Source organism: Nonomuraea sp. NPDC050310 (assembly GCF_040655795.1).
Classification (GTDB): Bacteria; Actinomycetota; Actinomycetes; order Streptosporangiales; family Streptosporangiaceae; genus Nonomuraea.
In genome coordinates, this window is sequence record NZ_JBFAKP010000042.1 from 14,580 (window position 1) to 27,798 (window position 13,219).

13 protein-coding genes are annotated in these 13,219 nt (G+C 70.5%); 4 read left to right on the forward strand and 9 right to left on the reverse strand.

Going from position 1 to position 13,219, the window contains the following annotated elements; all coding sequences use genetic code 11:
• Positions 1–138 precede the first annotated feature (138 nt).
• The 8 genes from AB0I67_RS42175 to AB0I67_RS42210 all read right to left on the reverse strand — a co-directional run bounded on the left by AB0I67_RS42175 (position 139) and on the right by AB0I67_RS42210 (position 7,733).
• Positions 139–888, reverse strand: coding sequence for a hypothetical protein (locus AB0I67_RS42175; protein ID WP_357936444.1), 750 nt, complete (start codon positions 886–888; stop codon positions 139–141).
• Positions 885–2,219: a VWA-like domain-containing protein gene (locus tag AB0I67_RS42180; protein WP_357936446.1), complete on the reverse strand. Its 1,335-nt coding sequence runs from the start codon at positions 2,217–2,219 to the stop codon at positions 885–887. Before AB0I67_RS42180 ends, AB0I67_RS42175 begins: the two co-directional genes overlap by 4 nt.
• On the reverse strand, positions 2,216–3,304 hold the full coding sequence (locus tag AB0I67_RS42185) for a MoxR family ATPase (protein ID WP_357936448.1): 1,089 nt from the start codon (positions 3,302–3,304) through the stop codon (positions 2,216–2,218). The genes AB0I67_RS42180 and AB0I67_RS42185 overlap by 4 nt, the downstream gene beginning before the upstream one ends.
• Before the next feature lie 444 nt (positions 3,305–3,748).
• Positions 3,749–4,522: a hypothetical protein gene (locus AB0I67_RS42190; protein ID WP_357936450.1), complete on the reverse strand. Its 774-nt coding sequence runs from the start codon at positions 4,520–4,522 to the stop codon at positions 3,749–3,751.
• A 270-nt stretch (positions 4,523–4,792) separates the two neighbouring features.
• Positions 4,793–5,155, reverse strand: coding sequence for a hypothetical protein (locus tag AB0I67_RS42195; protein ID WP_357936452.1), 363 nt, complete (start codon positions 5,153–5,155; stop codon positions 4,793–4,795).
• A 266-nt stretch (positions 5,156–5,421) separates the two neighbouring features.
• Positions 5,422–5,820, reverse strand: a complete 399-nt coding sequence (locus tag AB0I67_RS42200; protein ID WP_357936454.1) for a hypothetical protein — start codon at positions 5,818–5,820, stop codon at positions 5,422–5,424.
• Positions 5,821–5,856: 36 nt separating this feature from the next.
• Positions 5,857–6,801: an AraC family transcriptional regulator gene (locus tag AB0I67_RS42205; RefSeq protein WP_357936455.1), complete on the reverse strand. Its 945-nt coding sequence runs from the start codon at positions 6,799–6,801 to the stop codon at positions 5,857–5,859.
• 8 nt (positions 6,802–6,809) lie between these two features.
• The gene (locus AB0I67_RS42210) at positions 6,810–7,733 is read right to left on the reverse strand and encodes an NADP-dependent oxidoreductase (protein ID WP_357936457.1); all 924 of its coding nucleotides are present in this window, start codon (positions 7,731–7,733) and stop codon (positions 6,810–6,812) included.
• Between the two features lie 289 nt (positions 7,734–8,022).
• Here AB0I67_RS42210 and AB0I67_RS42215 point away from each other — a divergent pair, with 289 nt between their 5' ends.
• Positions 8,023–9,831: an alkyl sulfatase dimerization domain-containing protein gene (locus AB0I67_RS42215; protein ID WP_357936459.1), complete on the forward strand. Its 1,809-nt coding sequence runs from the start codon at positions 8,023–8,025 to the stop codon at positions 9,829–9,831.
• A 7-nt stretch (positions 9,832–9,838) separates the two neighbouring features.
• The gene (locus AB0I67_RS42220; RefSeq protein ID WP_357936461.1) at positions 9,839–10,834 is read left to right on the forward strand and encodes a DUF389 domain-containing protein; all 996 of its coding nucleotides are present in this window, start codon (positions 9,839–9,841) and stop codon (positions 10,832–10,834) included.
• A 145-nt stretch (positions 10,835–10,979) separates the two neighbouring features.
• Here AB0I67_RS42220 and AB0I67_RS42225 read toward each other — a convergent pair whose 3' ends face one another.
• Complete coding sequence (locus AB0I67_RS42225; protein ID WP_357936463.1) at positions 10,980–11,438, reverse strand: MarR family transcriptional regulator; 459 nt, start codon at positions 11,436–11,438, stop codon at positions 10,980–10,982.
• Positions 11,439–11,548: 110 nt separating this feature from the next.
• On the opposite strand from AB0I67_RS42225, the gene AB0I67_RS42230 reads away from it, so the two are divergent.
• Together AB0I67_RS42230 and AB0I67_RS42235 are read left to right on the forward strand one after the other, a co-directional pair.
• Positions 11,549–12,355, forward strand: a complete 807-nt coding sequence (locus tag AB0I67_RS42230) for an alpha/beta hydrolase (RefSeq protein ID WP_357936465.1) — start codon at positions 11,549–11,551, stop codon at positions 12,353–12,355.
• A 303-nt stretch (positions 12,356–12,658) separates the two neighbouring features.
• Entirely contained in the window at positions 12,659–13,003 is a 345-nt protein-coding gene (locus AB0I67_RS42235) for a hypothetical protein (protein ID WP_357936467.1), read from the forward strand.
• The last annotated feature ends 216 nt before the right edge of the window (positions 13,004–13,219 follow it).

A 13,219-nucleotide genomic window follows, 5' to 3' on the forward strand; every position in this document is an offset into this window, starting at 1 on the left:
CGGCCGTACGGAAAGGGTGACCTCGTGGACCGCCCGGCTGGACGGACGCACCGATCGTGGACGGCCGGCAACTGATGGGAGCGCAAGGGCCGCATCGGCGGCAGGTCCTCGGCCTGCCGCCTTCCGGTCCGTCTCGGGTCAGGGCTCGTCGCCCTCGATCAAGGCTCGCAGTACCTTGGCCTGCTCGACGTCGGTGCCCTCGGCCCGCATCCGGGCCGCCTCCTCCGCGGTGAAACCCGCCGCACGCCAGGCCGCCACCTCGTCGATCGGCACCCCGGCACGCCAGAACTCGGTCATCAGGGACGTGGCGTCCTGCCCCGAGGCGACCACCCGTCCGGCCTCGCGGGCGGACAGGCCGAGCGCTCCGAAGACCCGGGCCTGTCCCGCCTCGATGCCGCGTCTCGCCCACTCCACCGCGTCGGAGCCCGTCCAGCCCGCCTCCACGTAGGCGCGTGCCCGGCCCGCCGGGATGCCCGCCCGCAGCAGCTCCCGCATGCTGCCGGAGCGCTCCTCGTCGGCGAACGCCTCGCCCGGCCTCCCGCCCCGGTGCAGCAGCCGCCACAGCCATCCGCGCGGGTGCGGGCGTTCCCCGGCGAGGTGCCGGTCCGCCGCCTCCTCGGGCGAATAGCCCAGTTCGCGCCACCGCACCGCGTCCCGCGGCGTCATGCCGGCCCGCAGCCACAGATCCACGGTGTACGGGGTGGCTCCGGCGGTGCGCCACGGCCGCGCATCGGCCGCTGTGTAGACGCCGGCCTTGCGCCACCGCTCGGCGTCGTTGATCGAGGAGCCGGCCTCGATCCACTGCCGGGCGTCGGCGACGGTGAAACCGCGTGCCCGCCACTCGTGCAGCGGCTCGGGACTCGGCTCCTCGGCGTAGCTCGTCGTCATGACTCTCCTTTCGCCGGCCGCCGCGGCGGGTCCGCCGGGAGGCGGGCCACGGACGCCCAGCCGGGTGCGTGCCCGCCGTCGCCGATCAGGCAGATCACCACCTGCGCCGCAGGGCGCTGCTCGGGCCACGGAGTCTCGCCGTCGGTCAGCACGACGACCAGGTCGGGACGGGGCCGCAGCGCCATCGCCGCGGCGATACCGGCCCGCATGTCGGTGCCGCCGCCACCGGCCAGTTCGATGTCGCTCGCCCGGCGCACCACCTGGACGGGGTGGGGCTGGACGTCGCAGCAGAACGCCCGCAGCCGCCGGTTCGGCCCTGCCACGCCCGCGATGATCCCGGTCACCTCGGCGAGCAGCCGGTTCAGCACGTCGCCGGTGACGCTGCCGGAGGTGTCGATCACCAGCACGGTGTCCGGGACCGCGCGCACCATCGACGGGGGCACGATGTCGGTGTAGGCGCCGGCGCGGCGCGACGGGCGGCGATAGCTGAAGTCGACCTGACCGGCCACCGTGCTCACCCCGCGCCGGATCGTCGCGCTCAGCCGGGCCCGCCAGTTCACCGAGGGGCGCAGGCGCTCCTCGGCCCAGCGGCGCCAGCCCGACGGCACCTCGCTGCGCGCGCTGATCCGGTCCCGGATACCCGCCGCGATGGAGCGTTCGAGCAGTTCCCTGTCGAGCTGGGTGAGCCCTTCGCCGGAGCCGCCGTCCTCGTAGGCGCGCTCCCGGCCGTCCACCGCGCTGCCGCAGTCGATCGCCTCCGCCAGCGCCCGCCCGCCGCGGCCCATGGCCTGGGCCAGCACGTCGAGCATCGGCACGTACTCCTCGGCGGTGCGGTTGACCGGAAGGCCCAGCTCGGTGGGTGACACCACGCCCGCCGGGGCGCGCAGGTCCTCGGCCTCGAGGTCGTCGTTGATCTCGGCGTCGGCGGCCTGGTTCCAGCGGTGGGCCTCCTCGTCGCGGACCGCGCCCGCGGCGTGGCTCACCTCCTGGCCCGGCTCCGGCCGCACCGGCGAGCGGGCCGCGTGGCCACGCACCAGATGGCCCACCTGGTGCAGCATCCACCAGCCGACCTCCTCGACCGGGGTGGCCAGCGCGGTGCCCGGTTCCACGTACAGGTTCCACCGGGTGTCGGCGGGGAAGGCGCGGAACTCCGGGTCGGCGACGGGCGCGCCGGTGTCCTCGTCCAGGGCCGGTTCCAGGATCACCGGGTTCAGGGCGAAGACGGCCGAGGCGAGGTAGGGCGCCCGGTGCGCCGCCCACAGCCGTGCGGCGGCGATCCGGGCGCCCACCGCCTCCTCGTGGGCGGGAGCGCGGGGGCCCTCGGCGCTCATCGCATGAGCCCCGCCGCGCGCAGCACCGGCGCGAGGTCGAGCATCGTCCTGGGCAGGGTCGCGCCCTCGGGCCGGGAGCGGGCCAGCGACCGGGCCGCGGTCGCCGCCACGTCCGGCGCGGTGCGCGCGACCCGGGCCACCACCGCCCACGCCCGCTCCCAGGTGCCCGCCGTACCGTCCGAGTGCACGTACGCCACCACCGCGCCGAGCAGGGCATGCAGCCGGTCGAGGCGTTCGGGCAGGGGAGCCCGGGGGTCGTTCAGCAGGGTCTTCGGGTCGGGCAGGTCGAGGTTGCGGCGCCAGGAAAGCAGCTCGAAGCCGGCCGCCTCACCGACCGCGCCGAGCACCAGCTCGGCCAGGACCGGCTCGCCGGCGCCCGTGTGCTCGCACGCGGCGACCGCCCGTGCGGTCATCTCCCAGCTCCGCGGGCTGGGCCAGCCGCGGCCCGCCCGGTCGGGACTGCCGGGCACCGCCAGCACGAGTTCCGGCCGTACCCGCAGGAACGCCCCGACCAGCGCCCGCGCGCCGGCCACCTCGGCGGGCCCGGCGGCGTCCTTCACGTCGAGCTCCGGTACGGCGAAGCCTCCGGCGAAACCCTCGGCGATATCGTCGGCCGAGACGGTCCAGTTCAGGTGGATGAGCCGGTTGGCCAGCGGCGCGGACAGGTCCCAGCCGTCGGCGGCCTGGTCCAGCGGGTTGGCCGCGGCCACGATCCGCACCTCGTCCGGCAGCACCAGGTCACCGACCGTGCGCTCCAGCACCACCCGCAGCATGGCAGCCTGTACGGCCGGCGGCGCGGTGGTCAGCTCGTCGAGGAACAGCAGGCCGGCGCCCTCGGCGGCGAGCCGCTCGGCCCATCGCGGCGGCGCGAACCAGGTGCTGCCCTCACGCAGCACCGGCAGGCCGGAGAAGTCGCTGGGCTCGCGGATCGAGCCGACCACCACCTCGACGGGCAGGCCGGCGACTGCGCCGAGCGCGGTCACCGCGGACGTCTTGCCGGTGCCCGGCGCACCCCAGAGGATGACCGGCAGATTGGCCGTCACCGCGACTGCGAGAGCTTCTCGGGTCACTGATGGCACCGCCATTGTTCGTCCTCCTCGCCCGGTCTGTTCTCCGGGCAGCGCATGTCGGCACGTCAAGCCGTGATCGCCGACGTCGGGTGTGTGCGGGCTGTTCTGACTGCGGAACAGGCGCTCATCGCCTGGGCGAGTACTGCGATCGGCCGTCCTCCACGCCGTCATCTTAGGTTGACGACCGGTCGAGCGTCAACCTAGGATGACGTCGGGCCGCGATCGTGTCCGGCTGGCGTGCGGCCCCGGCCTGCAGGCGTCGCGCCAGGCTTCAGGAGCCCTCCATGTACGGCGCGCGAATCGGGATGCCCGGCGGCTCGTGGTCACGTCCTCCGTGGAGCACGCGCAAGGCGCCGTGCCCCTCGCGCTCTCCGCCGCTCTGCGGGGACTCTTTGATCGCCTGCGGCTCTGCTGCGGACCCGATGGCCGCTGAAGTCGGCCTGTGGATTTTGCGGGTATTCAGCCTGGAGGAGTGGTGCCGGACTGGGGAAGGCAGACCAATGCCTTGCCTTGCTTGACGGCTCTAAGGGTCTTGTCATTGTGTTGCTCGATGCAGACCAAGTCCATGTCCACGGGGGCCGCACAATGGTAGACGCCGGTTCCCATATGGTCCAGCTCGATGCCGGGCAGCTTCGTGAATTTCTCGCGGCAGTAATCCGGCATCCTCGCGACCCCCTTCGTCTTTTTGCCTTTCTTGTCCAAGCAGACGCCGGTGTCGGGATCGTTGGATTGGTAAACAAGTACTGAGTCCTTCGTGCCGTGCTCCCAGTCACATATCTCCTCGCGGGGTATCTCTGTGGAGCAGCGATTCTGCCGGTAGCGCTCGAATCCGTTTTCCAGGCAGTATCCGCCCAAGTCCAACCCCTTCGGTGGCGGGGGAGGGGGAGATGCTTGCTTTGTCGGATCGTAAACAGACGAAACCCACCAAACAATGATCGCAGAGGTGGTAAGGGCTACCCAAAACCTCGGATCGAGCAGCACCGTCTTCACTGCCGACCTGGGTGGTTTGCCGCCGGTGGAGCCGCTGGCCTTCCCGTGGTGCCCGGAGATATAAACTCCCAGACCGCTCGCGATGGCCGCAATCAGATGTCCTGCGAGTGTCAGCAGCCATCCCATTCCCGCTGGGGCCAACTCCTGGGCGGCCACGGCAAGCGCCCCGGATATCGTCACTAATAAGACGACCGCCATGGCAAATCTGACCGCTGTGGCACCCCTATTGCTTTCGCCGTTCACGCGAGCCTCCTGGTCGGTCCGTTGGCGCGCACGCGCATCTATGCGCGAGTGCGAGGCGAGGAGTAAAGCCAGAACGTTTCGCATCGAGCCTGTGGGGCGCGATATTGTCATCTTGCGCCTTACGGCGGGATTGAACAGGCACCGTTATGGTAATGTGATAAAATTATTCAGGGTTGGGAGTGCCCGAAACACTTCATGACCATGTGGGCAAGGGGGTTGCCGAGGAATCTCGCTCCCGTGTCTACACATGATCGTGTAGTAGGTCCAAGGTCATTCCTGGTCCGCGTCCAGGAGCAGTAGAGACCGAAGCTGTTGCCATGCCACCGTTTCGTCACGGAAGCGGACCCGAAGCAGTTCCGCGGTGTAGAAGGCTAGAACGAGCACCTCGCCCAGCAGGTCATGATCCGGCCTCAACGGGCCGCCGTCCGACGTCACGCTGTCCAGGCCGGGTTCGTCGGACACCAGGGCCACCACCATCACGTGGAGATCAATGACATGGTCCGCGAGAGACATCCGTTCCTCGTCGGTAACCATGCCGGAGACGTAGTCGAGCAGCTCCTTCTCTCCTGTGAACGCTGCGGTGATCAAGGCTCGCGCAGTGCTGCGAATCGCTTGGTCGGTCTCATGCGTCATCGGAGTCCCCTGCCCCCTCAAATGGACCTATGCCGACCCGGGGCGTTTCCGCGGGAGGGCGAGACCACGGGGGCCAGGCGAAGGTCGAGTGGGGAGGCCGACTGAACTCAAGCTCCTGGCAGGGGTGAACAGGAAGAGTTCAAGCAGCGTGAACAGGGAGACCCCGATCCCTCCGGGCGGTGACGTAGTACAGGCTCGCGAAGAGGTGGCGGAGGTCCGCGTGTGACAGCCGGCACAGAGATCAGTCCTGCTGATCACAGAGCGCCTCACGCATCTGTGGAGCGCTCACGGGCGATGCGGTCGCGCACCTGATCCCACTGCACGGGCAACTGGTCGGCGGGCATCGTCCAGAAGACGAACGTGGACTCCCGCATCACCGCACGCTGGCGCCGCATGGTCGACCTGTGCGGTTCCGCCGCGGAGTAGGCGTACACGGCAGCCTTGTCGGTCCAGGCGGAAACCGTCCAGAAGGTGCGCTTGAACAGCTCCGCCCGCAACGAGACACCCAGCGCGCCAGGCGCTCGACGGGCCTGCAGAAGCAGTCGCAACGAGGCCGTGAGAAAGCCCGGCACCTGACGCAACGATCTGACCTCCAGCCGCGAAGCCATGACCAACGTTTCAGGGTGGGGCGGGGTGCCGACACGGATCCAGGGGATGGTGGGCATCAGAGGGGACCTTTCGAGAGTCAGGGAAAGAACGGGTCATGCGGCTCTGACCTGGCGGCGGTAATGGCCGGGGGCGATGCCGTACTCCCGCTTGAACGCCTTGGCGAAGGCGAACTCCGTGCTGTAGCCCGTCTGCGCGGCGACGGTGGTCAGCGGGATGTCGGAGTCCCGCAGGAGTTTGGCGGCCAGCGTCATGCGCCAGCGGGTCAGGTAGGCCATGGGCGGTTCGCCGACCAGGGTGGCGAACCTTTTGGCGAAGGCGGCGCGAGACAGGCCGGAGCGTACGGCCAGCGACTCGACCGTCCAGGCCGCCGAGGGGACGTCGTGGATGGCGGTCAGCGCGGCGACGACCGCGGAGTCGCGCAGCGCGGCCGACCAGCCGTGGGCCGCCGCGGGCTGCTCTTCGAGCCAGGCCCGCAGGATGTACAGCAGCAAGGAGTCGATCAGGGCGGGCACGATGCCCTGCGAGCCGATGCGGGGATGATCGAGTTCGGCGCCGAGCAGTCGGACCGCGGCGGCCAGCCCGCTGTGGCGACCGTGCCGGGTGGGCAGGTGGATCACCTCGGGAAGCTGGCGGAGCAGCGGGTGGGGCCGGGCCAGGTCGAGGTGGTAGTTGCCGCACAGCAGGCTGGTGCGGGCGCCGCGGCCGTCCGGCTGTGCGGCGCCCAGCACGACCGAGCCGATGGGCGGCGCCTTCGTGTACTGCTCGGGCCTGGGAACCTGGGCGGGCGTGTCCGGGTGGTCGGCCAGCACGAAGCGGGAGCCGCTGCGCAGGAAGACCACGTCGCCGCTCTCCAGCAGGGCCGGCGTCGGGTGCGCGGCGCCCACGGGCACCAGCCAGCACGAGCCGTGCAGCACCACATGGAAGCCGGCGCCCGCGGTGGGCGGCAGTTCCAGCCCCCATGGCGCGTGACCGTCGGTCCGGATGGAGGTCGGGCGCCCGGTCCGCATCGACTCCAGCGCTTCGGCAAGCAGATCCATGTCCTGCTTTATAGCGTCAGCACGAGTTTGCCCCGGACCTGGCCGGACTCCAGCAGCTCGTGCGCCTTGCCCACCTCCTCCAGCGGGAAGGTCTGCTCGACGTGCGGGCGCAGCCGGCCGGTGTCGACCAGTTCGGCGATGGCCTCCAGCGCCGCGTAGTCGGGCTCGACCGAGACTCCGGCGAAGCGCCGGCCGGCCGCCTCCACCTTCGCGGCGAGCTCGGCGTTCCCGTGCTCCATGATGCTGACGAGCACGCCACCCGGCTTGAGTACGGCCAGCGAGCGCTCGCCCTGCGAACTGGAGTCGAGGACGACGTCCAGGTCGCCGAGCACCTCGGTGAAATCGACCGTCCGGTAGTCGATGGCCTCGTCGGCGCCGAGGGACCGGACGAACTCGTGCTTGCCGGCGCTGGCCAGTGCGATCACGTGAGCGCCTCTGGCCTTGGCGATCTGCACAGCCAGGTGACCGACCCCGCCCGCCGCCCGGTGGATCAGCACCCGGTCACCCTGGCCGACCTTGGCCGCGTCCACCAGGCCCTGCCAGGCGGTGAGCCCGGCCAGCGGCAGCGCCGCGGCGTGCACGTGGCCGACGCCCGCGGGCTTGCGGGCGACCTGGCGCGAGGGCGTCGCGACGTAGTCGGCGTAGCCGGTCGCGGCCCGGGGGAAGAACGGCATGCCGTACACCTCCTCGCCCACCTGGAACCTGGCGCCGGGGGCTGCCTCCGCCACGACTCCGGAGATGTCCCAGCCGACGCCGAACGGCGGCTGACCGAGCAGGGGATAGGCGCCTGAGCGCACGGCGGCGTCGACCGGGTTCAACCCGCTGGCCCGCACGTGGATCACCACCTCGCCGGACAACGGTGCAGGTCGTTCGGTCTCGACGACCTGCAAGACCTCGGGGCCGCCGAAGGCGGTCTGGATCACAGCACGCATGGTTGCACTCCTGATCAGTGGGGGTGGGTGCGATCCACGGTAGGCAGCCCGGCGGGTCCGCGGAATGCCCTGCCGTCTGCGTCGCATGTCCCAGCGTCTTGCCGCCCGGCCGCGTCCGGGTCGAGTCAGGAGCGGCCGGATCGGCGCTCAGGCGCCGGGGTGGAACCGCGCCCTCCACGAGGCTCGCAGCGCCTCGTGGCGAGGACTTGACGCCAGCCTGCGACTGCCATGGTGCATATCCGGACACGACCCGGAACGCAGCGATCATGAGCAAAGCTGAGGAGAGGCCGTGACCACCCTGCCCTCGTTCGACGACCACACCGATGTCGCCAATGCCGACAGGGGCTTCGTCGGCACCACGTCGCAGTCCGAGATCAAGGACGCGGCGGGGCGGGTGGTCTGGGACCTGGGCTGGTACGCCTTCCTCGACGCCGACTGCCCGCCGACGGCCAACCCGAGCCTGTGGCGGCAGTCCGCCCTCAACGCCAAGCACGGCCTGTTCGAGGTGACCGAGGGCATCTACCAGGTGCGCGGCTTCGACCTGTCGAACGTCACCTTCATCGAGGGCGAGCGCGGCGTCATCGTCGTCGACCCGCTGCTGTCGGTCGAACCGGCCGAGGCCGCGCTGGCCCTCTACCGGGCGCACCGCGGCGAGCGCCCGGTGGTCGCGGTCATCTACACCCACTCGCACGCCGACCACTTCGGCGGCGTGCGCGGCGTCGTCCCCGATGACGCGAACGTCCCGATCATCGCCCCCTCCGGATTCCTCGAACACGCGGTCGCGGAGAACGTCTACGCGGGCACCGCCATGAATCGCCGCGCCATCTACATGTACGGCGCCGAACTCGCCAAGGGGCCAGACGGCCAGATCGGCGCCGGGCTCGGCCAGACCACCTCCACCGGGACGATCTCCCTCATCGAGCCCACCTTGTCGATCACCGGGACCGGCCAGGAGGAGGTGATCGACGGCGTCCGCCTGGTCTTCCAGCTCACCCCCGGCACCGAGGCCCCGGCCGAGATGAACTTCCACCTGCCAGAACGCCGCGCTCTCTGCATGGCCGAGAACGCCACGCACACGCTGCACAACGTCCTGACCCTGCGTGGCGCGCTGGTGCGCGACCCGCGCGTGTGGGCCCGCTACCTGACCGAGGCGATCGAGCTGTTCGCCGCCGATTCCGACGTGCTGTTCGCCTCCCACCACTGGCCCACCTGGGGTACGGCGGAGCTGACCGCCTTCCTGTCCCAGCAGCGCGACCTGTACGCCTACCTGCACGACCAGACCCTCCGCCTGCTCAACCAGGGCTACACGGGCCCGGAGATCGCCGAGCGCATCCAGCTCCCGCCCGCGCTGGAGCGGGCCTGGCACGCGCGCGGCTACTACGGCTCGGTCTCGCACAACGTGAAGGCGATCTACCAGCGCTACATGGGCTGGTTCGACGGCAACCCCGCCCATCTGTGGGAGCTGCCGCCCGAGGAGTCGGCCAAGAAGCACGTCGAGTACATGGGCGGCGCGCCGAGCATCCTGCCGAAGGCGAAGCAGGCGCTGGAGTCGGGCGAGCTGCGCTGGGCCGCCCAGGTGCTGAACTACGTCGTCTTCGCCGACCCCGGCCACACCGAGGCCCGTGACCTGCTGGCCCGGGTCTACGACCGGCTCGGCCACGGCGCGGAGAACGGCACCTGGCGCAACTTCTACCTCCAGGGCGCCGCGGAGCTGCGCGGGCACAAGGCCCCGGCGAGCATCGACACCACCAGCCCGGACGTCGCCGGCGCGCTCACCCTGGAGCAACTCTTCGACTCTCTGGCCATTCGCGTCGACGGGCCGCGCGCCTGGGACACCCGGCTCGTGATCGACTGGGTCTTCACCGACCTGGACCAGACCGTACGGCTCAGCCTCGCCAACGGCGTCCTGACCCAGAGCACCGGCAAGGACGCCGGTCCTGCCGACCTCACCCTCACCCTGACCAAGCCACAGCTCCTCGGCGTCATCGCGACCGGGAACCTCGACGGCGTCCAGGCCGAAGGCGACCCGGCGATCGTCACCACCCTCGTCGGCCTGCTGGACGAGCCGGTCCGCGACTTCGACATCGTCACGCCGTAGGCAGCCGATGCTGACCGAGCTGAGAGAGCGCCTGGTTCCACTGGCGCAGCGCCGGACGCTCGACGAGCTCACCACCGACCTCGATCTGCGGGCGGGGGACCGTACCTCCCGCTACTCGGCGTTCTGGATCATGCTGGTGCTGTCGTCCGTGATCGCGGCGGCGGGGGTGATCTCCGACTCCACGGCCACCGTGATCGGCGCGATGATCATCGCCCCGCTGTCGACGCCCATCATGGGCATGGCGCTCGGCCTGGTGAAACGCTCGAAGATCGGGGCCGGGTGGTTCGTGCTGGGCGGCATGGGCGCGGTCGTGGCGATCGGCATGGTGTTCTCGCTGGTGGTGCCCAGCTCGTTCGAGCTGCTGGCCAACAGCCAGATCGCCGGCCGTACCTCACCCGGACTAGCCGACCTCGTCGCGGCCATCGCCACAGGACTGGCCGGGGCGATCGCGCTCGCCCGGCGAGACGTCGCGGCGGTCCTGCCAGGAGTCGCGATCGCGATCTCGCTGGTGCCGCCGCTCGTGGTCGTCGGCGTCTGCCTGGGCGACGGCGCGCCGTGGCTGGCACTGGGCGCGCTGGTGCTGTTCCTGTCCAACATGCTGTCGCTGGTCCTGGCGGGCACCTTCGTCTTCGCCACGCTCGGCTACACCGCGCCGCCCGAGCCCGCGCGCTCGCGCCGGCGTGCGGTCCTGGCGCTCAGCGCGCTCAGTGTGGTCGTCGCCGCGGTCCTGATCCTGAGCACGGCCGCCACGTACGTGATCTCCCGATGGGAGGGGCAGGTGAAGGAGGTGGCGGCCGAGTGGCTCGCGGGCACGCCGGACGCTGCCGTCATCGGCGTGCAGATGCAGGCGCGCACGTTCTTCGTCGCCGTACGCGCGCCCAGCGAGCCTCCGCCGGTCGACGACCTGCTCACCCGGTTGCACGGCGTCGTCCCCGACGGCCTGCCGGTCGTCGTGCAGACCACCCAGGGCCGCCAGATCGCCGCTGGGAGAGTGGGAGGGTGAGCAGGCTGGACTGCAGATGACCGGCTTGCGGGCGAGGCCGGACGCCCCCGCACCCGGAGGCCGCCAACCAGCGCTGGAGATGGCCTCGGGCTGCCGAGCCCGCTCGTTCGGGGCTGGTGACACGATCCCTATGCGGTGTCGCGCCCTATGGGGTGTCGCGCAGGCGGGTGAGCGCCTGCGGAGTCAGGTGCCGTGCGAGTTCCTCCAGCAAGGTGGTGACCTCGGCGACCCGCTGCGGGTCGGTGGTGTCCAGGGCTTTGGCCAGGGCCGCATCGATGGAGGTCGCGCGGACCTGTCCCACCCGGTCGGAGATCTGCGGTGCGGGCCGGATGAGGAGCCGGCGGCGGTCGCGGGGATCCGGTTCGGTGATGACGGCGTCGGCCTCGCGGAGCCGGGCCACCGCAGCCGAGACCGCGCTCTGCGGCAGGCCGGTGCGCGCGGCGATCTCGCCGACCGCCGAGCCGGGGTGCCCGCGCACGTCGCTCACCACGATCAGCACCGTGCGGGCACTGGCCGGCTGCTCGCCGATTCCCTCGGTGGGCAGCGCTTCCTCGCCGATCTTCATCAGTGTGCGGCCCAGCAGGAACAGGTCGACTCCGTTCATGGGCCCAAGATACATCAGAAGAGATGCATCTAATTTGATGTATCAAATTTGATGCTTTATGGTTGATCTCACCCAAGGCAGTCCAACCCCTCGGTGAAGGGACACCTGACATGACCCCCAGCGCCACGCTCTACTACGAGGTGCGCGGCACCGGCCCGATGCTGCTCATCTCCCAAAGCGGCGAAGGCGACGCCGGCCGCAGCACCGACCTCGTCAACCAGCTCACCGACAGCTACACCGTCGTCACCTACGACCGCCGCGGCCTGTCCCGCAGCGCGCTGACCACGCCCGGCCAGGGCGTGACCCTCGCCCAGCACGCCGACGACGTGCACCACCTGCTCGCCGAACTCACCGACCAGCCCGTCCTCATGCTCGGCTGCAGTCTGGGCGCCTCGATCGGCTTCCACCTGGCCCTGCGTCACCCCGGCCAGGTCAGCGTCCTCGTCGCACACGAGCCGGTCACGCCGCGGCTGCTCCCCGTCGAGCAGCGCGTCCACCACGAGGCGGAACTGCGGGAGATCCAGGACATCCACCGCAGGGACGGCCTGGGCGCGACCCTCGAAGCGGTCGCCCAGGTGCTCGGCATCGACCCCGCCAGCCCCGACGCCGAACCCGACCTCACCTCACACCCGATGACGCCCCAGCGGATGCGCAACTTCGACTTCTTCGTCGAGCACGACTTCACCGCCATCCTGCACGACACCCTCGACGTCACCGCTCTGGCCACCACGTCGACCCGCATCATCCCGGTCGCCGGGCAGACCACCCCGCGAACCGTCTTCGACTACACGTGCGCCCGTGCCCTGGCCGACCTGCTCGGCACCGACCTGCGCGAATTCCCCGGCGGCCACAACGGCAACACCACCCACCCCCGCGCCTACGCCACCCGACTCCGCCACATCCTGCAGACCGCCTAGTGGGTGGCCGACGGTGCGTGAGCACTCTGCTCGCCCGGGGCTTGTGAGTCCTGGGCCGTCCGTTAGATCCAGGCGTTCGGGTGAGGTCGATCAGCGGAACCCATGGGTCCGTCGTCATGAGGTGACCGATGCCGCGTCGACCAGGGCGACGTCGTGGTGCCTTTTCGGCCCGGTCGATCCCGCACGTGATGGTCGACATGACTCCTTCATAGTGTTTGCTCTGGTGAGAGCCTTGTTCGGAGGCCGCTAGGTATCTTCGTCGTCTGGGACGAAACGAAGACGAGACAACACGCGGAGGCACCGATGGCAGACGGCGGGCGGCTGGTGGGCCGCTGGCGTTCGGCGAACGGCACGGCGGGGGTGCTGTTCGTCGACGAGGTCGTCTTCTCCGCCGCCGGCACGGGCGAGCTGCGCCACCACTCGGCCCTCCACGGCGAGGAGACGCTGGCCTTCCGCTGGCGGATGGAGGGCGAGGACGTCCTGCGGCTCCGCCTGATCGACGACGAGGAGGACGAGGACGAGGACGATCTGGTGGCGGTGGAGTTCCGCGCGCACGAGTCCGACGCCGGCCGTCACGTGGTGCTGGCCGAGGTGGGCCGGAACGGTTTCTGGCTCTGCCTGGACCCGCTGGAACGGGTGGAGGACTGACGGGCGCTCCGAGCCGGGAATCCCGTCGCCCTGACGTGATCGAGCTGGCACCAGTGAGATCCAAGTGACCCGCAATCCCTCCTGAGCAGCATGGGACCCCTTCGTGTCATGAGAAAGGGACCCCCAAGTGAAGAGGACAGCACTGCTGCTGAGCGCGTTCCTGCTCGGCAGCCTGCTGGCCGTTCCCCCCGCAGCAGCCTCCGCCGCCGCACCGGC